Below are 23,212 nucleotides of genomic sequence, written 5' to 3'. Positions count from 1 at the left end.
GCGGTTTCTCGATGGCGTTGCGTTGGAAGGCCCGCGCCAGGCGCAGGCAGGCATTGGGGATCCGGCGGTCACGCGGTGGCCCTGAAGCGTTCGGCCGACAGCAGCTGGCGCGCCTGGGCGGCATCGCGCTGCATCTGCGCGGTCAGCGCGTCGAGGCCGTCGAACTTTTCCTCGTCGCGCAGCTTGGCCACGAACTCCACCCGCAGATGGCGCCCATAGAGGTCGCCGCTGAAGTCGAACAGATGCGCCTCCAGCAGCGGCTCCACGCCTTCCACGGTCGGCCGGGTGCCGAAGCTGGACACCGAGGGCCACGGCCGTTCGGTCAGCCCGTGGATCCAGGTGGCGTAGATGCCCGACAGCGCCGGCGTCTTGGGAAAGCGCAGGTTGGCCGTCGGGAATCCCAGGGTGCGACCGAGCTGCTTGCCGCGCACCACCCGCCCGCCGATCGCGTACGACCGGCCGAGCAGGCGCTCGGCGTGGGCGAAGTCGCCCTGGCGCAGCGCCGCGCGGATCCGGGTGCTGGACACCCGCTCCCCGTCGGCGCAATGCACCGGGGCGATGTGGCCGGCGCTGAAGCCCAGCTCCGCGCCCATGGCCTGGAGCAGCGCGACATCGCCGCCGCGCTTGTGGCCGAACCGGAATTCCGGCCCGATCCACACCTCGCGCGCGCGCAGTCGTCCGGCCAGCAGGATGTGCACGAAGTCCTGCGCGGACATGGAGGTCATGCGCCGGTTGAAACGCAGCAGACCGACCCGGTCGGCGCCGGCCTCCAGCAGGCCTTCGACCTTGGCCCGCGGCAGGCTCAGCCGCGGCGGCGGCGCATCGGGCATGAAGAATTCGCGCGGCAGCGGCTCGAAACTCAGCGCCACCATCGGCACGTTCAGGGTCGCCGCGCGCAGGCGCGCGTGCGCCAGCAGCGCACGGTGGCCCAGGTGCAGGCCATCGAAGGCGCCGATGCACACCACGCTGCCATCGGGGGTCAGGACCCCACCTTCGACGTCACGAAACAGCCTGCTCATTGCATTGGGGTCGGGCCGCGCCGCCTGTGAAACCGCCGCGTCCCGGGAAGCCTCTGGGGAAACCCTTGAAGTATAGCCGCCATGCGCGGGCACAACCCCTGGCGCCTCAGTGCTCGCGCAGGTCACGCGGGCGGAAGCCGAGCACCACCTGGACCACGGCGTAGCTCACCGCGCCGGTCGCCACCAGACCCAGCAGCGAGGCGATGCGGTGCCACTTGTCCATTCCGGTGAAGTCCGGGAGCCAGTGCACGCCGCCGCCGACCACCAGGGCCATCACCGCGCAGGAGGCCACCAGGCGAAACAGGAACCTCCCCCACCCTGGCTTGCGCCGGTACACCCCCGCCCGCCGCAGCCAGAACGCCAGCAGCCCCAGGTTGATGTAGCTGGCCACCGCGCTGGACAGCCCCAGTGCAAGATGCAGGCCCGGGGTCTGCGACAGCGCCTGGATCACGCCCAGCGCGCGCACCTCCGGCTTGACCATCAGCTTGTACAGCACCGCCAGGAAGGCAAAATTCAGCAGCATGTTAGCCACCAGCGCCGCCACGCCAGCGCGCACCGGCGTGCGGGTGTCCTGGCGGGCGTAGAACGCCGGCAGCAGGATCTTCAGCAGCGCGAAGGCCGGCAGTCCAAAGCTCAGGCCGAAGACCGACATGGCGGCCATGCGCGAATCGAAGGCGGTGAACCTGCCGTACTGGAACAACGTGGACACCAGCGGCGTGCTCAGCAGCATCAGCCCGACCATCGCCGGCGCGGCAATCAGCAGCGTGGTCCGCAGCCCCCAGTCCAGCGCGGCGGAAAAGCCCGCGCCATCGGTCTTGACGTGGTGCCGCGACAGCGCCGGCAGGATCACCGTGCCCAGGGCCACGCCAAACACGCCCAGCGGCAGCTCCAGGAAGCGGTCCGCCTGCGACAACCAGCTCTGCGAGCCGACGTAGAGGTAGGAGGCGATCACCGTATCCAGCAGGAGGTTGATCTGGGCCACCGACGAGCCGAACAGGGTCGGCAGCATCAGGCGCAGCACCTTGCGCACGTCCGGATGCGACCAGCCCCAACGCGGCAGGGTCAGCAGGTCGATCCCGCGCAGGGCCGGCAGCTGGAACAGCAGCTGCAGCGCACCGGCCGCCAGCACCGCCCAGCCCAGCGCCAGCACCGACATGCCCATCGCAGGCGCCAGCCACAAGGCGCCAGCGATCATGCAGACATTGAGGATCACCGGGGTGATCGCCGGGATGGCGAAGCGGTTGAAGCTGTTCAGCGCCCCGCCCGACAGCGCGGTCAGCGACACGAACAGCAGGAACGGGAAGGTCAGCCGCAGCAGTTCGACGATAGTGCCGAACTTGGTGGGGTCGTCGGCCGAGCCCGGATTGAAGATCAGCGCCACCTGCGGGGTGAAGATCAGCCCCAGCGCGGTGACGAGCAGCAGGATGCCGCCCAGGGTGCCGGACACGCGGGCCATGAGCGATCTGAGGTCCTCGTGCGGACGGGTCTCCTTGACTTCGGTGAAGACTGGCACGAAGGCCGTGGAGAACGAGCCTTCCGCGAACAGCCGGCGCAGGAAGTTGGGGATGCGAAAGGCCACCCAGAACGCGTCGGTGACCGCGCTGGCGCCAAAGCTGTAATTGATGGCCTGGTCCCGGACCAGGCCCAGCACGCGCGAGATCATGGTCATGCTGCTGAAGGACAGCAGCCCGCGCAGCATCTTCGGCGTGCTCATCGGCCGCCCTCCGCCGGCCAGGACCGCCCCGTGCACGCCGTGTTGACCCAACCCATTGAATAGCCCATAATTTCCCGTTCGTTTTTCCCGCCCGCCGTCAACCCAAGAATTCTCAGGATCCCAACGTGGCCAATATCAAGTCCGCCAAGAAGCGCGCCAAGCAGACCGTCGTGCGCAATGCGCGCAACGTCGCTCAGCGCTCCATGCTGCGCACCGCCGTGAAGAAAGTCATCAAGGCGCTGGATGCCAACGACGCCGCCGGCGCCCAGGCAGCCTTCGCCACCGCCCAGCCGCTGCTGGACCGTTTCAGCTCGCGTGGTCTGATCCACCGCAACAAGGCCGCCCGTCACAAGAGCCGCCTGACCGCACGCATCAAGGCCCTCCAGGCCGCGTGATGCACGCTTGACGGCAAGGGCGACAGGAAACCCGGCTTCGGCCGGGTTTTTTGTTGCCCGGCGATCGGCCGCACCCAAACGGGCACGCACGCTCCACCGTAGAGCGGAGCTTGCTCCGCTGCGGTTGCGTCTGCGGTCATTCCCATTCCGGCGCGCGCGCCTTACCTCGGCCGCGGCGCTGCGCGCCAGGCTCGCAGGGGAAAGCCCTAGCGGAGCAAGCTCCGCTCTACGGGCAGGACAGCAGACCCGCACCGCCAGCCCTCAGCCGGCGTCCCGTGCAGCCTCGGCCGCTTCCTCGCGCTGTCGATCGAAGAAGGCCATCACGTCCTTCATGATCGGGAAGGTGCCCTCGCGCGAGATCGCCGAGGTCACGTACCACGGACCTTCCCAGCCCAGCTCGGCGACCACCGCGCGCGCGCGCTCGGCCGCTTCGTCCTCGAACATCAGGTCGGCCTTGTTGAGCACCAGCCAGCGCGGCTTGTCCAGCAGCGCCGCGTCGTGCTTGTGCAGTTCGCGCTCGATCGCGCGGACCTGCTCGGCCGGCGAGATGGTCACCCCGGTGTCGGCATAGGCCTCGTCCACCGGCGCCATGTCCACCAGGTGCAGCAGCAGGCGGGTGCGCTGCAGGTGGCGCAGGAACTGCGCCCCCAGGCCCGCGCCATCGGCCGCCCCCTCGATCAGGCCGGGGATGTCGGCGATGACGAAGCTGCGGTGCGCCTCGACACTGACCACGCCCAGGTTCGGATACAGCGTGGTGAACGGGTAATCGGCCACCTTGGGCGTGGCCGCCGACACGGCGCGGATCAGGGTGCTCTTGCCGGCATTGGGGAAGCCCAGCAGGCCGACGTCGGCCAGCAGCTTCAGCTCCAGCTTGAGCAGGCGCTCCTCGCCCTCCTCGCCCGGCGTGGCCTTGCGCGGCGCGCGGGTCACCGATGACTTGAAGTGCATGTTGCCCAGCCCGCCCTTGCCACCGCGCGCCACCAGCAGACGGTCACCGTGGACGGTCAGGTCGCCGATGATCTCGTCGGTGCCCACGTTCACCACCACGGTACCGACCGGCACGGTGATGACCAGGTCCTGGCCCGCCTTGCCGTACATCTGCCGGCCCATGCCGTTCTCGCCACGCTGGGCGTTGAAGCGGCGCTGGTGGCGGAAATCGACCAGCGTGTTGAGGTTTTCGTCGGCCTGCAGCCACACGCTGCCGCCGTCACCGCCGTCGCCGCCGTCCGGGCCGCCGAGCGGGATGAACTTTTCGCGGCGGAAACCGACGCAGCCATTGCCGCCGTTGCCGGCGATGACCTGGATTTCGGCTTCGTCTACGAGTTTCATGGGAATGGGGACCGGAAAGAAAAGAGGATTGAAGCGCAGGGGCCGCGCACGATGCGCACGGCCCGAAAGTCTAGCGGCAGCGCCACCCCACGAGGGCGGCCCATGCCGCACACCACCGGCGGGTGGCACTGAAACGAAAAACCCCGCCGAAGCGGGGCTTTCGCGGCGGTGTAGCGAAGGCTTACGCCTCGGCGACCACGCTCACGGTGCGACGCTTCTTGGCGCCCTTCACCGAGAAGTCCACCTTGCCGTCGACCAGCGCGAACAGCGTGTGGTCGCGACCCAGGCCGACGCCCTGACCCGGATGGAACTGGGTACCACGCTGGCGAACGATGATGTTGCCGGCTTCGATCGCCTGGCCACCATAGATCTTCACGCCCAGCATCTTCGGATTGGAGTCGCGGCCGTTGCGCGAGGAACCTACGCCCTTTTTATGTGCCATGACTTGCGCTCCTTACTTGTTGTCGCCGGAACCAGTGATTCCGGTGATCTCGATTTCGGTGTAGTGCTGCCGGTGACCCATCTGCTTCATGTGGTGCTTGCGGCGGCGGAACTTGATGATACGGACCTTGTCGGCGCGGCCGTGCGACTTGACCGTCGCGGTGACGGTGGCGCCCTTCAGCGCATCGCCCAGCTTGATGCCGTTTTCGTCGCCCAGCATCAGCAGGGTGTCGAAAGTGATGTCCTTACCGGCTTCGGCGTCCAGCTTCTCAACGCGCAGGGTTTCGCCCTGCATGACGCGATACTGCTTGCCGCCCGTGACCAGAACTGCGTACATGGGTGCTTCCTCTAGTGTTGGCTTTTCGTAGTTATTCTCGTGCCTGCCGCCCATCGAGGGGCGGACAGAAGCGGAATCATATCCGGATCAGTGACTTGGAGCAAGTCACCCCCCAGCTCCGCACTGAACGGCGCGCGCGCGGCCCGGCGATCGGCGCGGCGGGCGCCCGGCCCCTTCGGAAACCTGTCAATTGCCCCCATACAGGGGACTCGCTAGGCTGATCGATTCGCACCGGATCGACACGCGCCGGCGCTCCTCCCCTGCACAGGCCAGACCCCCCAGGCATGGACAGTATCCGCATCCGCGGCGCACGCACGCACAATCTCAAGAACATCGACCTCGACCTGCCTCGCGACAAGCTGATCGTGATCACCGGCCTGTCCGGCTCGGGCAAGTCCTCGCTGGCGTTCGACACCATCTACGCCGAAGGCCAGCGCCGCTACGTCGAGTCGCTCTCGGCCTACGCGCGGCAGTTCCTGAGCGTGATGGAAAAGCCGGACGTGGACACCATCGAGGGCCTGTCGCCGGCGATCTCGATCGAGCAGAAGTCCACCTCGCACAACCCACGCTCCACCGTGGGCACCATCACCGAGATCTACGACTACCTGCGCCTGCTCTATGCCCGGGTGGGCAGCCCGCGCTGCCCGGACCACGGCTACCCGCTGGAGGCCCAGACCGTCAGCCAGATGGTCGATCAGGTGCTGGCGCTGGATGGCGAGCAGCGCTGGATGCTGCTGGCACCGGTGATCCGCGAGCGCAAGGGCGAGCACGCCCAGGTCTTCGACCAGCTGCGGGCGCAGGGTTTCGTGCGCGTGCGCGTGGATGGGCAGCTGCACGAGATCGACGCGGTGCCGACCCTGGCCCTGCGCGTCAAGCACACCATCGAGGCGGTGATTGACCGCTTCAAGCCGCGCGCGGACATCAAGCAACGCCTCACCGAGAGCTTCGAGACCGCGCTGAAGCTGGGCGACGGCATGGCCTCGGTGATGTCGCTGGATCGCCCGGATGCCACTCCGCAGCTGTTCTCCTCCAAGTACTCCTGCCCGGTCTGCGACTACTCGCTGCCCGAGCTGGAACCGCGCCTGTTTTCGTTCAATTCGCCGGTCGGGGCCTGCCCCAAGTGCGACGGCCTGGGCGTGGCCCAGTTCTTCGACCCGGCGCGCGTGGTGGTGCATCCGGAACTGGCCCTGTCGGCCGGCGCGGTGCGCGGCTGGGATCGGCGCAATGCCTACTATTTCCAGCTGATCGCCTCGCTGGCGCGGCACTACAAGTTCGACGTGGACGCGCCGTGGATGATCCTGCCGGAGAAGGTCCAGCAGGCAGTGCTGTACGGCAGCGGCAACGAGGTGATCACCTTCACCTACCTCACCGAATCGGGCGGGCGCACACAGCGCAAGCACAAGTTCGAAGGCATCGTGCCCAACCTGGAGCGCCGCTACCGCGAGACCGAATCGCCGGCCGTGCGCGAGGAGCTGTCCAAGTACATCAGCGAGCAGCCCTGCCCCGAGTGCGGCGGCGCACGCCTCAACCGCGCCGCGCGCAACGTGTTTGTGGCCGACCGCGCGCTGCCGGAAATCGCGGTGATGCCAGTGGACCACGCCCTGGCCTTCTTCCGTGAGATGAAGCTCACCGGCTGGCGCGGCGAGATCGCCACCAAGATCGTCAAGGAAATCGGCGAGCGGCTGGGATTCCTGATCGACGTAGGCCTGGATTACCTGACCCTGGAGCGCAAGGCCGACACCCTGTCCGGCGGCGAGGCCCAGCGCATCCGTCTGGCCAGCCAGATCGGCGCCGGCTTGGTCGGGGTGATGTACGTGCTGGACGAGCCTTCCATCGGCCTGCACCAGCGCGACAACGAGCGCCTGCTCGGCACCCTGACCCGCCTGCGCGACCTGGGCAACACGGTGATCGTGGTCGAACACGACGAGGACGCGATCCGCGCGGCCGACCACGTGCTCGACATCGGCCCCGGCGCCGGCGTGCATGGCGGCGAGATCGTGGGCGAAGGCTCGGTGCAGGACCTGCTGGACGCCCCGCGTTCGCTCACCGGCCAGTACCTGTCCGGCAAGCGCCGCATCGAGGTGCCCAAGATCCGGCACAAGGCCAACCCCAAGATGGTGCTCAAGCTCACCGGGGCGCGCGGCAACAACCTCAAGGGCGTGGATCTGGAGATCGCCTCGGGGCTGTTCACCTGCATCACCGGCGTGTCCGGCTCGGGCAAGTCCACGCTGATCAACGACACCTTGTTCTCGCTGACCGCCAACGAGATCAACGGCGCTTCGCATCCGGTGGCGCCGTACGGCGAGATCACCGGGCTGGACCTGTTCGACAAGGTGGTGGACATCGACCAGTCGCCGATCGGGCGTACGCCACGCTCCAACCCGGCGACCTACACCGGACTGTTCACCCCGCTGCGTGAGCTGTTCGCGCAGGTCCCCGAGTCGCGTGCGCGCGGCTACTCACCCGGCCGTTTCAGCTTCAACGTGCGGGGCGGCCGCTGCGAGGCCTGCCAGGGCGATGGCCTGATCAAGGTGGAGATGCACTTCCTGCCCGACGTCTACGTGCCCTGCGATGTGTGCCACGGCAAGCGCTACAACCGCGAGACGCTGGAGATCCTCTACAAGGGCTTCAACATCAACGACGTGCTGGAAATGACGGTCGAGGACGCGCTCAAGCTGTTCGAGCCGGTACCCTCGATCGCGCGCAAGCTGGAAACGCTGATGGACGTGGGCCTGAGCTACGTCAAGCTCGGCCAGAGCGCCACCACGCTGTCCGGCGGCGAGGCCCAGCGGGTGAAGCTGTCCAAGGAACTCTCGCGTCGCGACACCGGGCGCACGCTGTACATCCTGGACGAACCGACCACCGGCCTGCACTTCCACGACATCGAACACCTGCTGGCAGTGCTGCACAAGCTGCGCGACGACGGCAACACCATCGTGGTGATCGAACACAACCTGGACGTGATCAAGACCGCCGACCAGGTCGTGGACCTGGGACCGGAGGGCGGCCATCGCGGCGGCACCATCGTGGCCACCGGCACGCCGGAGGAGATCGCCGCGCATCCTGACTCGTACACCGGCCACTTCCTGGCCAAGCTGCTGCCCGACACGGCCGCCAAGGCCAGCAAGCCGGCGGCCACCGCCAAGGATGAGGTCCTGCCGCCGCGCATGGCCGCCAAGAAGGCCGCGAAGGCCGCGCGGAAGTCCACCAAGAAGAAGGTTGCCTCCTGATGAGCGAATCCCCCGACACCCCAGCCGCGCACAAGGTGCTGGCCCGCATTCCGATCAGCGTGCGCTGGCGCGACATGGACGCCTACGGCCACGTCAACAACGCCAAGTACATCTCCTACCTGGAAGAAGCCCGCGTGCGCTGGATGCACGGCGTCACCGGTGGCGCCCGCATGGGCAGCGGCATCTCGCCGGTGGTGGCCAACACCCACGTCAATTACCGCCTGCCGATCGTGTGGCCCAACGACCTCGTGGTGGAGCTGTTCGTCGAGCGCCTGGGCAACTCCAGCGTGACCATCGGCCATCGCATCGTGGCCGACAACGACGACACCGTGCTGTATTCGGACGGCCACGTGGTGGTGGTGTGGATCGACACGGCCACCGGCAAGAGCGCGCCGATCCCCGAGGCCGTGCGCGCAGCCTCGAGCTGACCTGCGAGCCAGGCGGCGGGGAGCAGCCGCGCCGCACCATACGCAGCCGCACGGGCCCGTTATCATGCGGGCCTTGTTGCATGGGAGACGCCCTGATGTCCGAGCTTGTCCACGTCCAGTCCCACGGCCCGGTGCGCGAGCTGCGCCTGGCGCGCCCGCCGGTCAATGCGCTCGACGATGCGCTATGCGCGGCGCTGCTGCGGGCGCTCGCCGATGCGTTCGCCGATGACGCGGTGTCCGGCGTGGTGCTCTCGGGAAACGACAGCGTGTTTTCCGGCGGCCTGGATGTGCCGCACCTGATCTCGCATGGGCAGGACCGCGCCGCGCTGCACGCGACCTGGTCTGCCTTCTTCGACGTGGCCAAGGCCATCGCCGCCGCGCCGGTGCCGGTGGCGTTTGCTCTCACCGGCCACGCGCCGGCCGGCGGTTGCGTGCTGGCGTTGTGCGGCGACTACCGGGTGATGTGCCGCAGCGCCGACCCGGCGCGCCCATTGCAGATCGGCCTCAACGAAACCCAGGTCGGCCTGGCCGTGCCGGACGGCATCCAGCACCTGATGCGGCGCGTGATCGGCGCACACCGCGCCTCCCTGCTGCTGGTCCCCGGCGCCATGGTCAGCGCCGAACACGCCCTGCAGATCGGCCTGGTCGATGCGCTGGCCGACGATGCCGCCGCCACCGTGCAGCACGCCGTGGATTGGCTGCGGTCGCTGGCGCGCCTGCCGCAGACGCCGTTGCGCAAGACCCGTCAGGTCGCCCGTGCCGATCTGGGCATCGCGCTGGACAGCGTGGTGCTGGATGATTTCATCGACGACTGGTTCGGCCCGGACACCCAGGCTGCGCTCCAGGCGATGGCCGCAAGACTCAGGAAGTCGCGATAGGCCGGGCCGGATCGGAAATCCAGCCGCTCCACGAGCCTGGATAGAGCTTGGCGCCCGGCAGGCCGGCATGTTCGAAGGCCAGCAGCTGATGGCAGGCGGTGACGCCGGACCCGCACATCAGCACGACTTCATCGGCGCGATGCGGCCCGCGCTGCGCCAGCAGTTCCAGCAGTTCCATGCGGATGGCCTGCGCGTCGCGGAATCGCCCATCGGCCACGTTGTCCGCATAGGGACGATTCACCGCGCCCGGCACATGCCCGGCGACCCGGTCCACGTGCTCGTGCTGCCCGCTGTAGCGCTCGAACGCCCGCGCGTCGATGAGCCAGCCGGGAGACTCGGACAGGCGCGCGGTCACGGCCTGGGCATCGACGATCTGGCTGCGGTCGAACCGGCCTGGATACGCAGGGCTCGCCGGATCCGGCTCGGGCAGGTCCGCCGTCTCGGGCAAGCCCGCGCCGCGCCATGCGGCCAGTCCGCCGTCGAGCACAGCCACGCGCGCATGCCCCAGCAAGCGCAGCATCCACCACAGGCGCGCGGCGGCCATGCTGCCGTCGGTGGCGTCATAGACCACCACTTGATGCCGTGGCTCGATGCCCCACTGCCCCAGCCGCGCGGCAAAGGCCGCTTCGTCGGGAAGCGGGTGCCGTCCCTCGCCCGCCGCGACCCGCGACAGGTCGGCCAGGTCCTCGTTGAGATCGGCGTAGGCCGCATGTGGCAGGTGCGACTGCGCATAGCCGGCGCGTCCTGCGGCCGGATCGGTCAGGACGAAACGCGCATCGACGATCCGCAGGTCCGGATCATGCAGGTGCAGCGCCAGCAGCGTGGGGTCGACCAGCGTGTTCCAGTTCATCGGCTTTTCTCCAAGCGTCTGCGCAAGTTGTAGAGGATGCCAGCCGTGGCGCCCCAGATGCGCTGCTGGGCCCAGTCGTACTCCAGCACCGTCCGCGCACGTCCCTTGAACTCCAGTTCCACCGTGCGCAGGTTGCGCGGCTCCATCAGGTAGTCCAGTGGCACTTCGAACACTTCGGCCACCTCGCCCGGGTTGGGGATCGGCACGAAGGCCGGATCGATCACCGCCACCACCGGTGTCACCAGGAAGCCGCTGACCGTGGCGAAGGTGTCCAGCAGTCCCAGCGGCATGACTTGGCCTGCCTTGAGCGCGATCTCCTCGTCACTCTCGCGCAATGCCGCGGCTACCGCATCGGCATCGCCCGGATCCACGCGGCCGCCGGGAAAGCTCACCTGCCCGGCGTGGTGGCGCAACCCGTCATGCCGGCGGGTGAGCAAGACCGTGGTGCCGTGCGCGCGCGGGACCAGCCCCGCGAGCACCGCCGCAGCAGCGGGCGGTCCCGGTGGCAGGAGGTCTTCCAGCTCGCCATGATTCCAGCCATGCGTGGCCGGCGGCGTCTCCAACGGATGCAGCGCCCTGGCGAGCGCGGTGTACTCCGGCAGGCGTGATGCGAGTTCCAGTGACATGGGCGGACGTCTTCCAGGCAAGCGCTCCATCAGGGCCCTGCGGGCATCATCGCCCATCCGCGACCAGGCGGCGATTTCTTCCAGCGTGCGCAGGCATCCCGTGCACACGCCCTCATGTAGTGCGCACACACCGATGCAGGGCGACAGCTGGGTTAAAGGGGGGGATGGCATCGGCGATACGGGGGGATCGGGCGAAAAACACGCGCCTGAAACGACGATGCGCCGGACAGGCCGGCGCATCGCACGATCAAGCTTCGCGGAAGCGGATTACTTGACGCTGATCAGCTTGACGTCGAACACCACGGCCTGGTTCGGGCCGATCGGGGACTGCGGGGTGTTGCCGTAGGCCTTCTCCGGCGGCAGGGTCACTTCCCAGCGCGAACCGGCCGGCATCTGCACCAGCGCATCGCGCAGGCCCGCCAGCGGAATCTCGCTGACCTTCAGGCTGGCCGGCGGCGGCGGGGTGGTCTGGCCCTGCTGCGGGCTGAAGGTATCCACGAAGGTCCGGCCGTCGGCCAGCGAACCCTTGTACTGGATGGTCACGGTGCTGGCCTGGGTCGGCTTGGCGCCGCTGCCCGACTCCTCGACCCGGTACTGGACGCCGCCCGGCAGGGACTGCACGCCAGCCTTGGCCTTGTTCTGGGCCAGGAATGCGTCGGACTTGGACTTGTTGGCAGCCGCGGCCTGCTCGAACGCCGCCTTGGCCTTGGCCTGCTGGCGCTGCTCCATCTGCTGCACGGCGGTGCGCAGCTGGTCGACCGGGACGCTCGGCTCCTTCTTGGCATAGCCTTCCTGGAGGGCCTTCTGCACGGTAGCCAGGTCGACGGACTCACCGCTCTCGATCAGGTTGCGGCCCAGGTCGTAACCCAGGGCGTAGCTGAGCGCGTTGCGATCCGGCGCCGGGGTGGAGGCGGCAGCGGAGTTCGAGGTCTGTGCGGCAGCGGTGCCTGCGGCCAGAGTCATGGCCAGCACGCTGGCAGAGAGCAAACGCAACTTCATGTCTTACAAACCTCCAAGGGTTATTGGTGAGGGTCGCAACAGGCGGCCCAGGTTGACGCGCTAGGATAGCCCCGCCTGGACTTAACGGCCAGTGAGGCATTGCGGGCTCTGACAGGGGTTCGTGACGGAAAGTTCCGGATTTACCTTTTATTTACGAAACAAGGGCGTTCCATGGTGCATTCCCCGGTCCTGATCGACGATGCCGGCGCGGTCCGCCGCATCACCGTCAATCGTCCCGACAAGCTCAATGCGCTGAATGCGCACACGATCCAGGCCCTGACCGAGGCCTTTCTCGCGGCCGATGCCGACCCGGCCGTGCGCGTGGTCGTGCTCACTGGCGCTGGCGCGAAAGCGTTCGTCGCCGGGGCGGATATCGCCGAGATGGCCGACCTGGACGCGATGGCCGGACGCGCGTTTGGCCTGCGCGGACAGACCTTGATGCGCACGGTGGAGACCCTGTCCAAGCCGGTGATCGCGCGGATCAACGGCTTCGCCCTGGGCGGCGGCCTGGAGTTGGCGATGGCCTGCCATCTGCGCATCGCTGCCGAGACCGCCAGGGTCGGCCAGCCTGAAATCAACCTGGGCCTGATCCCCGGCTTCGGCGGCACCCAGCGCCTGCTGCGATTGAGCAGCCGCGCGGCCGCCTTGGAACTGTGCCTGCTCGGTGCGCCGATCACCGCGAGGCGCGCGCTGGCATTAGGCCTGGTCAATGACGTCGTGCCTGCCGATGAACTCGACGCTCGCGTCGATGCGCTGACCGCCCAGCTGGCCAACGCCGCGCCCCTGGCGTTGCGCGCCATCCTGGAGTGCATCGTCCACGGCGGCGAATCGGCACTGGGCGAAGGCCTGCAGTACGAGGCGGCGCAGTTCGGCCTGATGTTCGCCACCGCGGACATGCGCGAAGGCACCGCGGCGTTTGTCGGCAAGCGCAAGCCGATCTTCGAGGGGCGTTGAGGCGATGTCGCACGCTGGAGACCCCACGGCTGCCTGCACGCGGGTGCTGGCCCTGGATGCACTGCTGGCCGAGGACCGGCTCGACGACGCCATCGAGGCCGGGCTGATGGAACTGGACCTGGAAGCATCCGTGGACGCGCGCTGCCAGGACGCCCTGCCCCGCGTGGCCGCGATGCAGCGACAGTTGGCCGCGCAATGGGCGGCCCGCGCACGCTACGAGGCGCGCATCGCGCGCCTGCAGCGCCGTGCCGCCGAACGTCAGGCCCGTCGCACGCCGCCGCCGGCACCGGCACCGGCCAGCAAGCCCGCACTGCCGCCCGCCGTGGCCGCCGCGCTGGCCCGCGCCAAGGCCCGCGCCGCCGGACCCTCACGCACGTGAGCGCCACGGTCGCACGCCGCGGCCGCACGCTCACGCGCGCGGAGATCGCCGAGCTGTTCTCGCGCCTGGCCGAACTCAACCCGACCCCGACCACCGAGCTGGAATACACCACGCCGTTCGAGCTGCTGGTGGCCGTCACCCTCTCGGCGCAGGCCACGGACGTGGGCGTCAACAAGGCCACCCGCCGCCTGTTCCCGGTCGCCAACACGCCCCAGGCCATCCTCGATCTGGGCGAGGAAGGGCTGAAGCGCTACATCTCCACCATCGGCCTGTTCAACGCCAAGGCCAGGAACGTCATCGCCGCGTGCCGGATCCTGGTCGAGCAACACGGCGGCGAAGTGCCGCGTTCGCGCGAGGCCCTGGAGGCACTGCCCGGCGTCGGTCGCAAGACCGCCAACGTGGTGCTCAACACCGCTTTCGGCGAATCGACCATGGCGGTGGACACGCACATCTTCCGCGTCGCCAACCGCACCGGGCTGGCGCCTGGCAAGGACGTGCGCGCGGTCGAAGACACCCTGGTCAAGGTGATCCCGGCCAATTACCTGTACAACGCGCACCACTGGCTGATCCTGCACGGGCGCTACGTCTGCAAGGCCCGCAAGCCGGACTGTCCGCAATGCGTGATCCGCGACCTGTGCCGGTTCAAGGACAAGACGCCGGACAGCGACGCGGTGCGCTGAGCCGACCTCCGCAACGGCGGCGATGCAGCACCGCAAGGGCGCCGGACGATCGGTCCGGCGCCCCGCGCTTAGAAGACCTCCCGCAGCCCATGCGATTCGGGCAACGGGAACGCGCGGCGTCAGGCCGGCTTGAGCCCGACCCGCGAGGCGCCGGTGCCTTCGGTCCGCGTTCCGAGCGCCTGCCAGTCGACCACCAGCGCATTGCCGCGTGCGGCGGCGTTGCGGGCAAAGTCGCGCAGCAGCTCCAGACAGGCATGGTCCACGTGCCGTAGCTTGCTCACGTCCAGGTGCAGCTCACGCCCTGGCGGCACGCGCTCCAGCGTGCGCGCCATCTCCGGCACGCGCAGGAAGGTGGCCGAACCATCCAGGGCCAGCACCAGCCGGTTGCCCTCGCCTTCCGGCTCGTGCACGTCGACCTTCAGGCGCGAGGAATGCAGCGACAGGCGCAGCAGCGACAGCGCGAAGCCCACGATCACCCCGGTCAGCAGGTCGGTGGCGACGATCACCGCCGTGGTCGCCAGATAGACCGCCGCGGTCCCACGGCCGTAGGCGGCCAGCGACTTGACCTGCTTGAGGTTGATCATCTTGATGCCGGTGAACACCAGGATGCCGGCCAGGCAGGCCACCGGCGTCATCCGCAGCAGCCACGGCACCAGCATGGCGAACACCAGCAGCCAGCATGCGTGCAGGATGGCCGACATGCGCGTGGCCGCGTTGGCCTGCACATTGGCCGCGCTACGCACGATCACCCCGGTCATCGGCAAGGCACCGAGGAACCCGCACACCATGTTGCCCACGCCCTGCGCGGCCAGCTCGCGGTCGTACCGGGTCCGCACGCCGGTATGCATGCGGTCCACCGCCGCGGCCGACAGCAACGTCTCGGCACTGGCGATGAAGGCGAAGGTCAGCGCCGAGACCAGCAGCGTCGTATCCAGCAGGCCTGCGAGATCGGCCACGCTGGGCATCGCGATGGCCGACAGCAGATTGGTGGGGACGTCGACCTTCTTCACCTCCACGCCCATCAGTTGCACGGCGGCAGTGATGCCGACCACGGCCAGCAGCGCACCGGGTACGAAACGCAGCCTGGCCGGCCGCAGCTTTTCCCAGCCCAGCATGATCGCGATGGTGCCCAGGCCCACCAGCAGCGCCGCGGAGCCTGCGCCGCCGGTGAGCGCCTGGCACAGCACGGCTGGCAAGGCCGCGAAGTTCTCCAGGCCACGGGCCTTGGGACTGGCGTCCATCAACACGTGCGACTGTGAGGCCACGATCAGGATGCCGATCCCTGAAAGCATCCCGGCCACGACCGCCGGTGAGGTCATGCGGAACCAGACCCCGGCGCGGCATAGCCCGGCCACGAGCTGGATCAACCCGGCCAGCAGCACCACCGGCCCGAGCGCGGCCACCCCGTGCTGGCGCACCAGTTCGAACACCAGCACCGCCAGGCCGGCGGCGGGCCCGCTGACCTGCAGCGGCGAGCCGGCGATCATGCCGACCAGCAGGCCGCCGACGATGCCGGTGATCAGGCCCGAGGCCGGTGGCATGCCCGAGGCGATGGCGATGCCCATGCACAGCGGCAGCGCGACAAGGAAGACCACGATCGAAGCCAGCAGGTCGCGGCCGAACAGGCCCTGGGAGAAGTAGCCGGCACGCGCCGGGGGCGCGGAAGGCGTCGAAGCGCTCATGATCCGGCCTCCTTCACGCGGCAACGTCTTGGAACTGCGTGAGCAGGCCCAGACGCGCTGGCGGCGTCGCTTCCGGCGCGGCGCCGTCCACAGCCGAGAGCAGCGGCGCGAAGCGCCCCGTGGCCGCATCGAATGCGCGGATGTCGCCGGCAGCGATGTCGTAGATCCAGCCGTGGATACGCAGCGTGCCGTGGGCCAGGCGCGTAGCCACCAGCGGCTGGGTGCGCAGGTGGTCCAGCTGGGAAATGATGTTTTCCTCGGTCAGGCAGGCCAGGCAGTCGCTGGCGTGCGCATGGCCGTGCGAAGCCGCCACGTGGCGGGCGGTATCGGCATGGCGCAGCCAAGCAGCCACCGATGGCAGTCCCTCCAGCGATTCGGGCTTGAGCACGGCCTTCATCGCACCGCAGTCGGTGTGCCCGCACACCACGATATTGGACACGCCCAGCACGCCCACGGCGTACTCGATGGCCGCAGTCACACCACCGACGTGGTTGGAATACGGCGGCACGATGTTGCCGATGTTGCGCAGGACGAACAGTTCGCCCGGACCGGCGTTGAACATCAGCTCGGGCATCACCCGTGAGTCGGCGCAGGTGATGAAGAAGGTATGCGGGGTCTGGCCCGAGGCGAGGCGTTCGAAGACCTCTTGCTGTTCGGGATAGATGTGTTCGCGGAAATGGCTGAAACCTGCAAGCAAGGCTTCCATGGGGGGCACCTCTTTTGGGGGGACGCAGCGGACCACGCGGCAACGCGATGCGTGCCGGCGGCAGGAAAGTGGGAAAGCAGATGGACGACGGCGCACGACGACCGCGCCACCAGGGCGTCAGCCAGTCAAGCGGCGGGGGTCAGGCCCACGGTGGGCGCAGCAGGGTGTCGGGCAATGCGCCGGCGGCGAGGATCGCGGTGGTACGCGCATGCGTCGGATCCACGGCACAGACGGACCACACGAACGGCGGCAATGGATACCCGTCGTCGGGGATGTCTTGACCGGCCGCCCAGGCGCCGCCCTCCTCCACCGGAACGCCCAAGCCGTCTTCGGATACGCCATGCAGGTCAGCACGACCGCTTGGGACGTCCAGCTCGAATGCACGCGCCTGTCCTGGCAGCTGCAGGCATGCGAATGCCAGCAAGAGTGTCATGCAGGCAAGGCGGCAGCGGTGGACAAGGCCGACGGTCATGTCATGGACCGTAGCGAATGCGTCAATTTTGTTGCAAGTGCTGCACAGCACAAAATTCATCTTCCGGCTGGCGCGCGCAGGGACGCCTGGAACCGGGATCACATTGGAAGGCGCTAAAAACAGGCGGCGGCGGGACTTGCGTCCCACCGCCGCCTGCGGATCACGATTGGATGACGATGTCGTTAGAAGGACACATCGCCCCACACACCGAACTCCTTGGTGTGCAGATCCAGGGTGGTGTCGTTCTCGTTCTTGGTGTCCTTGTACACGGCAGCCAGCTTGAAGCCCTTGGTGATCGGGAACTCGACACCCAGGTCGAAGTACTTGTTCTCACGACTCGGGTCGACATCCTTGCTGGTGTTGGCCTTGTCGTAACGGGCGAAGGCATTGATGCCAGAAGCCGTCAGCGGAACCGCGCCCCACACCGACCAGCCATCGGCCTTGTCGTCGACCACGTTGGTCACCGCCCAGTTCTTGGCCTGGAACCACTCGGCACCCAGGCGATAGCCCGACGGCGCGGCGTAGGCGACCATGGCGTTGACGCGCTCTGCGGTCTGCGGCGGATCGACGTTCTCGGTCTCCTGGCCGCGCTTGCCGTTATAGCCACCCACGGCGATGATCATGTTGTCCATCGGCGCGAAGCCAACGCGTGCTTCCACGTCCACGCCCTTGCTACGGCTGAAGTTGCGATAGCCGCGGCCGTTGACCACCGAAACCGCGTAGTTGGCCATGCCACCGGCCAGCTCGCCGCTGGCGTGCACACCCCAGTCAGACGAGGTGCCGTAGGACAGGCGATCGGTCAGGGTGTTCTCGACATAGCGGTAGCCCCAGAACTTCTCGGCGTACGGGATCCACGGCATGTCGGTGGCACCGACGCGGAACACGAAGGCGTCGTCGAACTTGCCCTGCAGGTAGGCCTTCTTGACGAACACTTCGGTGTTGCCGATGGCCGACAGGTACTGGAAGTCGGTCGTCAGGTTGGCCGACCAGATGTCATTGAACTTGTGGTCGACCGTCAGGTAGAAGCGCTTGACGTCGAAGCCGGTGCCGGTGGCGTCGGTCTTGGAGCCGTTGTCCTTTTGATCGATGCTGGTGGCATCGAAGAACATGCGTCCGCCAATCTTGGTGTCGTTCACCAGCTTGGCCAGCTTGTCGACGGTCTTCTGGGTCTCGGCCACCGACTCAGTGGCCTTGGCCTGGACCACGTTCACATCGGACTGCGCATCGGCCTGCGCCTGCAGCGCGTCGATCTGCGCCTGCAGCTGGGCGACCTGCGCCTGCAGCTGCTGCAACTGTTCGGCCGACACCTGCTGGGCACTGGCGGAACCACTAAGGGCAAGGCCGGTCAGGCCGAGACTCGCGACGATGGCGGTTGCGAGCAGATTGGAACGCATGGGAAGGTCTCCACGAGGTTGGGTTGAATGCAGCGATGCAGACCCCGCTTCAGGAGGGGGTCGGCGTGTGAACGAAGTGAAGATTCCGTCAAGTCGATGACAGCCCGGCGTCATCTTTGTGTCAGTCAAAAGACAGCCGAGGACTGGATCCCAGACGATCTCGGCGCGTCACATTTCTGCAACGCCACTGCCGCGGAACCATCATGGAACCGTCGTGGAATAGCGCCGGGCGCCCCACATGGCGCCGTCACCTTTCCACTCGAGGACTCAACCGTGACTTCCTTTCCCAAGGCCCGCCTTGCACTGGCCTTTGCCCTGGCTTCCAGCGTGTTCGCCGCCAACGCGACCGACGTGACTGGCGCAGGCTCCAGCTTCGTGTATCCCGTGCTGTCCAAGTGGTCGGCTGCCTATGCTGAAAAGAGCGGCAACCATGTGAACTACCAGTCCATCGGTTCCAGCGGCGGCATCGCGCAGATCAAGGCGGCCACGGTCGACTTCGGCGCCTCGGACAAGCCGCTGGACGCCGCCGACCTGGCCAAGTCCGGTCTGGGCCAGTTCCCGGTGGTCATCGGCGGCATCGTGCCGGTGTTCAATGTCCCGGGCGTCGCGCCGGGCGCGATGAAGCTCGACGGCACCACCCTGGCCGCCATCTTCATGGGCTCGATCACCAAGTGGAACGACCCGGCCATCGCCGCGCTCAACCCCGGCGTGACCTTGCCCGAGCTGCGCATCACCGTCGTGCACCGCTCCGATGGTTCGGGCACCAGCTTCAACTTCACCAACTACCTGTCCAAGGTCAGCCCGGAGTGGAAGTCCAAGGTGGGCGAAGGGACCTCGGTCACCTGGCCGACCGGCATCGGTGGTAAGGGCAACGAAGGCGTGTCGGCCTACGTGCGCCAGATCAAGGGTGGCGTCGGCTATGTCGAATACGCCTACGCCCTGCAGAACAAGCTCTCCTATGCCGCCATGCGCAATGCGGCCGGCAAGGTGGTGATGCCCGACGACCAGACCTTCTCGGCCGCCGCGGCGACCGCCGACTGGGCTTCGGCCAAGGACTTCAACCTGATCATGACCAACGCCCCGGGCGCCAACGCGTGGCCGATCACCGCCACCACCTGGGCGATCATGTACAAGAAGCCCAAGAACGCCGCCCAGTCCAAGGCCGCGCTGGACTTCTTCAAGTGGTCTTTCGAGCAGGGCCAGGCCCAGGCCAAGGCGCTGGACTACGTGCCGCTGCCGGCCGAGCTGGTGCAGAAGATCGAGGCCTACTGGGCCAGCAGCATCAAGTAAGCGCCGTCGGTGGACCGGTGCCAGCGTGCACCGGTGCCTCCTTCGCGTGTCAGGCGGGCCCGGGATCACTCCCGGGCCCGCATCGTTTCCAGTCGGTCATCAGACTGTCACGATCCCGTCCGGGGCATTGGCTAGCGCGCATCCTGGAGTGGAGTCGCGTTAGCCTCACGCCACCGCAGATGCGGTCGATATTCAGGGAAATCCCGCCGAATCCCTATGGAATCAGGCGCTCCGGTGCGGTCCATGCCGCGCTTGGGAGGCGTCGCCGGTCACGTCGTCATGACCCTGTAACAAAACCATCATCCAATAGCGTCAGCTGCCGGCCAGAACCGGCATCCGTGTCCCATTGACTGGAGTTGCTGATGAACCTCAAGCCGGCCCGCGTGGCCCTGCTTTCCCTGTCCGTCGCCCTGGCCATTGCCGCCTGCGGCAAGTCCGGCGACCAGGCCAACACCACCGCCACCGCGCCCGCCGACGGTGCCGCCGCCCAGGCGCCCGCCGCTGACAACCCCAATGCCGCGCAGATCTCCGGCGCCGGCTCCTCGTTCGTCTACCCGCTGGTCTCGCGCTGGTCGGCCGACTACGCCGGCATCTCCGGCAACAAGGTCAACTACCAGTCCATCGGCTCCGGCGGCGGTATCGCCCAGATCAAGGCCGGCACCGTCGACTTCGGCGCCAGCGACAAGCCGCTGACGCCGGAAGAACTGGCCGAAGCCAACCTGGCCCAGTTCCCGGTCGCCATCGGCGGCGTGGTCCCGGTGGTCAATCTGGAAGGCGTGGACGCCGGCAAGCTGCGCCTGACCGGCCCGCTGCTGGCCGACATCTTCCTGGGCAAGGTCACCCAGTGGAACGATCCGGCCATCGTGGCGGCCAACCCCGACCTCAAGCTGCCCGATACCAAGATCAGCCTGGTCCACCGCTCCGACGGCTCGGGCACCAGCTACAACTTCACCAACTACCTGTCCAAGGTCAGCCCGGAGTGGAAGGACAAGATCGGCGAAGGCACCTCGGTGCAATGGCCGGGTGGCGTGGGCGGCAAGGGCAACGAAGGCGTGGCCTCGTACGTGAAGCAGATCAAGGGCGGCATCGGCTATGTCGAGCTGGCCTACGCGCTGCAGAGCGCCATGCCCTACACCGCCATGCAGAACGCCGCCGGGCAGTGGGTGCAGCCGAACGCCGAGACCTTCGCCGCCGCCGCCGAAAGCGCTGAGTGGGCCAATGCGAAGGACTTCGACCTGGTGATCACCAACGCGCCGGGCGAGCAGTCCTGGCCGATCACCGCCACCACCTTCGTGCTGATGCGCAAGCAGGGCGATGCCAAGCACAACGCCGATGCGCTGGCCTTCTTCAAGTGGGCCTTCGCCAACGGTCAGAAGCAGGCCGACGAGCTGCACTACGTGCCGCTGCCGCAGCCGCTGGTGGACCAGATCTCCACCTACTGGGGCACTACGTTCAAGTGATGTCTTAGGCGGCCGTGCGAACGCACGGCCGCCTGTCCGGCATGACCCGACGTTCCGCCCGCGGCGCCTTGCGCGCCCGGGTCCGCAACACCCAGGACCGATGCGTCCTTCCACGGATTTCCCATGAACGCAGCCACGCTCCCCGCCCAAGGCAGCTCACGCGACGTCCGCGACGCGCGCGCCGACCGCATCTTCCGCTGGATCCTGGTTGGCACCGTGGCCTTCGTCCTGGTGGCCCTGGCCAGCGCCGCGCTGTCCATGCTGTGGGGCGGCCGCCACGTCCTGCTCACCCAGGGCTGGCACTTCATCACCTCCACCGAATGGAATCCGGTGGAAAACCGCTACGGCGCCCTGGCCCCCATCTACGGCACGCTGGTCACCGCGGTCATCGCGATGGTCATCGCCGTGCCGGTGAGCTTCGGCATCGCCTTCTTCCTGACCGAGGTGGCACCGCGCTGGCTGCGTGGGCCGATCGGCACGGCCATCGAACTGCTGGCCGGCATCCCTTCGATCATCTACGGCATGTGGGGCCTGTTCGTGCTGGTCCCGGTGATGACCGAATACGTCACCCCCTGGCTCAACGACCACCTGGGCACCCTGCCGGTGATCGGCCCGGTGTTCCAGGGCCCGCCGCTGGGGATCGGCATTCTCACCGCCGGCTTCGTGCTGGCGATCATGGTCATCCCGTTCATCTCCTCGGTCATGCGCGAGGTGTTCCTGACCGTGCCCACCCGGCTGAAGGAATCGGCCTACGCCCTGGGCTCGACCAAGTGGGAAGTCAGCTGGGACATCGTCCTGCCCTACACCCGTTCGGCGGTGATCGGCGGCATCTTCCTGGGACTGGGCCGCGCCCTGGGCGAGACCATGGCCGTGGCCTTCGTGGTGGGCAACAGCGTGACACTCTCGGCCTCGCTATTGATGCCTGGCACCACCATCGCCGCGCTGATCGCCAACGATTTCGGCGAGGCCACCGAAACCTACCGCTCGGCCCTGCTGCTGCTGGGCTTCGTGCTGTTCGTGGTCACCTTCATCGTGCTGGCCCTGGCCCGCCTGATGCTGATGCAGATGGCCCGCAAGGAGGGCACCTGATGTCCACTGTGCTCTACACCCGCCGCCGCCTGGTCAACATCGTGGCGATCTTCGTTTCATGCGCCACGGCCGCCTTCGGCCTGCTGTTCCTGGCCTGGATCCTGTGGACGCTGCTGGCCAAGGGCCTGCCGGGCATCGACCTGAACCTGTTCACCAGGAACACCCCGCCGCCGATGCAGGAAGGCGGCCTGCTCAACGCCTTCTTCGGCAGTGCACTGATGTGCGCGCTGGCCATCGTGATCGGCGCGCCGCTGGGCGTGATGGCCGGCACCTGGCTGAGCGAGTACGGCAACGCGCGCAAGGCCGGCACGGTGGTACGCTTCGTCAACGACATCCTGCTCTCGGCCCCGTCGATCGTGCTGGGCCTGTTCGTGTACGCGATGGTGGTGTCGCTGATCGGCTTCTCGGCGCTGGCCGGCGCGATCTCGCTGGCCTTCATCGTGCTGCCGGTGGTAGTGCGCACCACCGACGAGATGCTGCGCCTGGTGCCGGCGCAGATGCGCGAGGCGGCGCTGTCGCTGGGCATCCCGCACTGGAAGGTCATCATGCAGGTGCTCTATCGCAGCGCCTCGGCCGGCATCGTCACCGGCATCCTGCTGGCCCTGGCGCGCATCTCCGGCGAGACCGCGCCGCTGCTGTTCACCGCCTTCGGCAACCAGTTCTGGAGCACCAACATCTTCCGCCCGATGGCCTCGGTCCCGGTGGTGATGAACCAGTTCGCCGGCAGCCCGTACGAGTCCTGGCAGACCCTGGCCTGGGCCGGCGCCCTGGTCCTGACCCTCTTCGTGCTGCTCGTCAGCCTTGGCGCGCGCTTCTTCCTGCTGCGCAACAGGATCTCCAATGACTGATCTTTCGACGGA

23 protein-coding genes are annotated in these 23,212 nt (G+C 67.7%); 11 read left to right on the top strand and 12 right to left on the bottom strand.

Annotated features, from left to right (window positions below; translation table 11 throughout):
- Window positions 1-68: 68 nt before the first annotated feature.
- Both ACORQU_RS15605 and murJ read right to left on the bottom strand, forming a co-directional pair.
- Window positions 69-1,019 carry a bifunctional riboflavin kinase/FAD synthetase gene (locus ACORQU_RS15605; protein WP_491641992.1) on the bottom strand — a complete coding sequence of 317 codons (951 nt, stop codon included), beginning with the start codon at window positions 1,017-1,019 and terminating at the stop codon, window positions 69-71.
- Between the two features lie 106 nt (window positions 1,020-1,125).
- Window positions 1,126-2,718, bottom strand: a complete 1,593-nt coding sequence (gene murJ, locus ACORQU_RS15600; protein WP_491645152.1) for a murein biosynthesis integral membrane protein MurJ — start codon at window positions 2,716-2,718, stop codon at window positions 1,126-1,128.
- A gap of 140 nt (window positions 2,719-2,858) precedes the next feature.
- Between murJ and rpsT the strand changes: the two genes are divergently transcribed.
- A complete protein-coding gene (gene rpsT, locus ACORQU_RS15595; protein WP_271646272.1) occupies window positions 2,859-3,128 on the top strand; it encodes a 30S ribosomal protein S20 in 270 nt (89 codons plus the stop codon).
- A gap of 261 nt (window positions 3,129-3,389) precedes the next feature.
- Here the strand turns inward: rpsT and obgE are convergent, their stop codons facing one another.
- The 3 genes from obgE to rplU form a co-directional block, all read right to left on the bottom strand.
- Entirely contained in the window at window positions 3,390-4,457 is a 1,068-nt protein-coding gene (obgE, locus tag ACORQU_RS15590) for a GTPase ObgE (RefSeq protein WP_491641991.1), read from the bottom strand.
- Window positions 4,458-4,638: 181 nt separating this feature from the next.
- Window positions 4,639-4,899: a 50S ribosomal protein L27 gene (gene rpmA / locus ACORQU_RS15585; RefSeq protein ID WP_271646274.1), complete on the bottom strand. Its 261-nt coding sequence runs from the start codon at window positions 4,897-4,899 to the stop codon at window positions 4,639-4,641.
- Window positions 4,900-4,911: 12 nt separating this feature from the next.
- Entirely contained in the window at window positions 4,912-5,235 is a 324-nt protein-coding gene (gene rplU, locus ACORQU_RS15580) for a 50S ribosomal protein L21 (protein WP_271646275.1), read from the bottom strand.
- A 284-nt stretch (window positions 5,236-5,519) separates the two neighbouring features.
- Between rplU and uvrA the strand changes: the two genes are divergently transcribed.
- From uvrA to ACORQU_RS15565, 3 genes are all read left to right on the top strand, one after another.
- Complete coding sequence (gene uvrA, locus ACORQU_RS15575) at window positions 5,520-8,465, top strand: excinuclease ABC subunit UvrA (RefSeq protein WP_491641989.1); 2,946 nt, start codon at window positions 5,520-5,522, stop codon at window positions 8,463-8,465.
- Window positions 8,465-8,893, top strand: a complete 429-nt coding sequence (locus ACORQU_RS15570; protein ID WP_491641987.1) for an acyl-CoA thioesterase — start codon at window positions 8,465-8,467, stop codon at window positions 8,891-8,893. The genes uvrA and ACORQU_RS15570 overlap by 1 nt, the downstream gene beginning before the upstream one ends.
- A gap of 95 nt (window positions 8,894-8,988) precedes the next feature.
- Entirely contained in the window at window positions 8,989-9,771 is a 783-nt protein-coding gene (locus tag ACORQU_RS15565; protein WP_491641986.1) for an enoyl-CoA hydratase/isomerase family protein, read from the top strand.
- Here the strand turns inward: ACORQU_RS15565 and ACORQU_RS15560 are convergent.
- The 3 genes from ACORQU_RS15560 to ACORQU_RS15550 all read right to left on the bottom strand — a co-directional run bounded on the left by ACORQU_RS15560 (window position 9,755) and on the right by ACORQU_RS15550 (window position 12,246).
- Complete coding sequence (locus ACORQU_RS15560; RefSeq protein ID WP_491641985.1) at window positions 9,755-10,621, bottom strand: sulfurtransferase; 867 nt, start codon at window positions 10,619-10,621, stop codon at window positions 9,755-9,757. The genes ACORQU_RS15565 and ACORQU_RS15560 overlap by 17 nt on opposite strands.
- A complete protein-coding gene (locus ACORQU_RS15555; RefSeq protein WP_491641984.1) occupies window positions 10,618-11,418 on the bottom strand; it encodes a CoA pyrophosphatase in 801 nt (266 codons plus the stop codon). The genes ACORQU_RS15560 and ACORQU_RS15555 overlap by 4 nt, the downstream gene beginning before the upstream one ends.
- A gap of 96 nt (window positions 11,419-11,514) precedes the next feature.
- Window positions 11,515-12,246: an FKBP-type peptidyl-prolyl cis-trans isomerase gene (locus tag ACORQU_RS15550; RefSeq protein ID WP_491641983.1), complete on the bottom strand. Its 732-nt coding sequence runs from the start codon at window positions 12,244-12,246 to the stop codon at window positions 11,515-11,517.
- 171 nt (window positions 12,247-12,417) lie between these two features.
- Here ACORQU_RS15550 and ACORQU_RS15545 point away from each other — a divergent pair, with 171 nt between their 5' ends.
- Genes ACORQU_RS15545 through nth form a run of 3 tightly spaced genes read left to right on the top strand, consistent with a single transcriptional unit; the run spans window position 12,418 to window position 14,259 of the window.
- On the top strand, window positions 12,418-13,200 hold the full coding sequence (locus ACORQU_RS15545; protein WP_491641982.1) for an enoyl-CoA hydratase/isomerase family protein: 783 nt from the start codon (window positions 12,418-12,420) through the stop codon (window positions 13,198-13,200).
- A 4-nt stretch (window positions 13,201-13,204) separates the two neighbouring features.
- The gene (locus tag ACORQU_RS15540; protein WP_491641981.1) at window positions 13,205-13,579 is read left to right on the top strand and encodes a hypothetical protein; all 375 of its coding nucleotides are present in this window, start codon (window positions 13,205-13,207) and stop codon (window positions 13,577-13,579) included.
- On the top strand, window positions 13,576-14,259 hold the full coding sequence (gene nth / locus ACORQU_RS15535; protein ID WP_271646286.1) for an endonuclease III: 684 nt from the start codon (window positions 13,576-13,578) through the stop codon (window positions 14,257-14,259). The genes ACORQU_RS15540 and nth overlap by 4 nt, the downstream gene beginning before the upstream one ends.
- Before the next feature lie 119 nt (window positions 14,260-14,378).
- Here the strand turns inward: nth and ACORQU_RS15530 are convergent, their stop codons facing one another.
- From ACORQU_RS15530 to ACORQU_RS15515, 4 genes are all read right to left on the bottom strand, one after another.
- Window positions 14,379-15,941, bottom strand: a complete 1,563-nt coding sequence (locus ACORQU_RS15530; protein ID WP_491641980.1) for a SulP family inorganic anion transporter — start codon at window positions 15,939-15,941, stop codon at window positions 14,379-14,381.
- A 13-nt stretch (window positions 15,942-15,954) separates the two neighbouring features.
- Complete coding sequence (locus ACORQU_RS15525; RefSeq protein ID WP_491641979.1) at window positions 15,955-16,647, bottom strand: carbonic anhydrase; 693 nt, start codon at window positions 16,645-16,647, stop codon at window positions 15,955-15,957.
- Window positions 16,648-16,786: 139 nt separating this feature from the next.
- Window positions 16,787-17,179 carry a hypothetical protein gene (locus tag ACORQU_RS15520; RefSeq protein ID WP_491641978.1) on the bottom strand — a complete coding sequence of 131 codons (393 nt, stop codon included), beginning with the start codon at window positions 17,177-17,179 and terminating at the stop codon, window positions 16,787-16,789.
- Between the two features lie 122 nt (window positions 17,180-17,301).
- Entirely contained in the window at window positions 17,302-18,513 is a 1,212-nt protein-coding gene (locus tag ACORQU_RS15515; RefSeq protein ID WP_271646290.1) for a porin, read from the bottom strand.
- A gap of 273 nt (window positions 18,514-18,786) precedes the next feature.
- Between ACORQU_RS15515 and pstS (ACORQU_RS15510) the strand changes: the two genes are divergently transcribed.
- From pstS (ACORQU_RS15510) to pstA, 4 genes are all read left to right on the top strand, one after another.
- Window positions 18,787-19,803, top strand: a complete 1,017-nt coding sequence (gene pstS / locus ACORQU_RS15510) for a phosphate ABC transporter substrate-binding protein PstS (protein ID WP_491641976.1) — start codon at window positions 18,787-18,789, stop codon at window positions 19,801-19,803.
- A gap of 362 nt (window positions 19,804-20,165) precedes the next feature.
- Window positions 20,166-21,263: a phosphate ABC transporter substrate-binding protein PstS gene (gene pstS / locus ACORQU_RS15505; RefSeq protein WP_491641975.1), complete on the top strand. Its 1,098-nt coding sequence runs from the start codon at window positions 20,166-20,168 to the stop codon at window positions 21,261-21,263.
- Window positions 21,264-21,386: 123 nt separating this feature from the next.
- Complete coding sequence (gene pstC, locus ACORQU_RS15500) at window positions 21,387-22,352, top strand: phosphate ABC transporter permease subunit PstC (RefSeq protein WP_491641974.1); 966 nt, start codon at window positions 21,387-21,389, stop codon at window positions 22,350-22,352.
- A complete protein-coding gene (pstA, locus tag ACORQU_RS15495; RefSeq protein WP_271646293.1) occupies window positions 22,352-23,200 on the top strand; it encodes a phosphate ABC transporter permease PstA in 849 nt (282 codons plus the stop codon). Before pstC ends, pstA begins: the two co-directional genes overlap by 1 nt.
- The last annotated feature ends 12 nt before the right edge of the window (window positions 23,201-23,212 follow it).

It is taken from the genome of Pseudoxanthomonas sp. JC1303, from assembly GCF_058448525.1.
Note: the sequence above shows the minus strand (reverse complement) of the source record. Positions and strands in the feature narration are given on the sequence as shown.

What these genes read in the sequence shown, in the direction of transcription:
- ACORQU_RS15605 (WP_491641992.1), bottom strand. Translation starts at nt 1,019, where the DNA reads ATGAGCAGGCTGTTTCGTGACGTCGAAGGTGGGGTCCTGACCCCCGAT.
- murJ (WP_491645152.1), bottom strand. Translation starts at nt 2,718, where the DNA reads ATGCTGCGCGGGCTGCTGTCCTTCAGCAGCATGACCATGATCTCGCGC.
- obgE (WP_491641991.1), bottom strand. Translation starts at nt 4,457, where the DNA reads ATGAAACTCGTAGACGAAGCCGAAATCCAGGTCATCGCCGGCAACGGC.
- rpmA (WP_271646274.1), bottom strand. Translation starts at nt 4,899, where the DNA reads ATGGCACATAAAAAGGGCGTAGGTTCCTCGCGCAACGGCCGCGACTCC.
- rplU (WP_271646275.1), bottom strand. Translation starts at nt 5,235, where the DNA reads ATGTACGCAGTTCTGGTCACGGGCGGCAAGCAGTATCGCGTCATGCAG.
- uvrA (WP_491641989.1), top strand. Translation starts at nt 5,520, where the DNA reads ATGGACAGTATCCGCATCCGCGGCGCACGCACGCACAATCTCAAGAAC.
- ACORQU_RS15570 (WP_491641987.1), top strand. Translation starts at nt 8,465, where the DNA reads ATGAGCGAATCCCCCGACACCCCAGCCGCGCACAAGGTGCTGGCCCGC.
- ACORQU_RS15565 (WP_491641986.1), top strand. Translation starts at nt 8,989, where the DNA reads ATGTCCGAGCTTGTCCACGTCCAGTCCCACGGCCCGGTGCGCGAGCTG.
- ACORQU_RS15560 (WP_491641985.1), bottom strand. Translation starts at nt 10,621, where the DNA reads ATGAACTGGAACACGCTGGTCGACCCCACGCTGCTGGCGCTGCACCTG.
- ACORQU_RS15555 (WP_491641984.1), bottom strand. Translation starts at nt 11,418, where the DNA reads ATGCCATCCCCCCCTTTAACCCAGCTGTCGCCCTGCATCGGTGTGTGC.
- ACORQU_RS15550 (WP_491641983.1), bottom strand. Translation starts at nt 12,246, where the DNA reads ATGAAGTTGCGTTTGCTCTCTGCCAGCGTGCTGGCCATGACTCTGGCC.
- ACORQU_RS15545 (WP_491641982.1), top strand. Translation starts at nt 12,418, where the DNA reads ATGGTGCATTCCCCGGTCCTGATCGACGATGCCGGCGCGGTCCGCCGC.
- ACORQU_RS15540 (WP_491641981.1), top strand. Translation starts at nt 13,205, where the DNA reads ATGTCGCACGCTGGAGACCCCACGGCTGCCTGCACGCGGGTGCTGGCC.
- ACORQU_RS15530 (WP_491641980.1), bottom strand. Translation starts at nt 15,941, where the DNA reads ATGAGCGCTTCGACGCCTTCCGCGCCCCCGGCGCGTGCCGGCTACTTC.
- ACORQU_RS15525 (WP_491641979.1), bottom strand. Translation starts at nt 16,647, where the DNA reads ATGGAAGCCTTGCTTGCAGGTTTCAGCCATTTCCGCGAACACATCTAT.
- ACORQU_RS15520 (WP_491641978.1), bottom strand. Translation starts at nt 17,179, where the DNA reads ATGAATTTTGTGCTGTGCAGCACTTGCAACAAAATTGACGCATTCGCT.
- ACORQU_RS15515 (WP_271646290.1), bottom strand. Translation starts at nt 18,513, where the DNA reads ATGCGTTCCAATCTGCTCGCAACCGCCATCGTCGCGAGTCTCGGCCTG.
- pstS (WP_491641975.1), top strand. Translation starts at nt 20,166, where the DNA reads ATGAACCTCAAGCCGGCCCGCGTGGCCCTGCTTTCCCTGTCCGTCGCC.
- pstC (WP_491641974.1), top strand. Translation starts at nt 21,387, where the DNA reads ATGAACGCAGCCACGCTCCCCGCCCAAGGCAGCTCACGCGACGTCCGC.
- pstA (WP_271646293.1), top strand. Translation starts at nt 22,352, where the DNA reads ATGTCCACTGTGCTCTACACCCGCCGCCGCCTGGTCAACATCGTGGCG.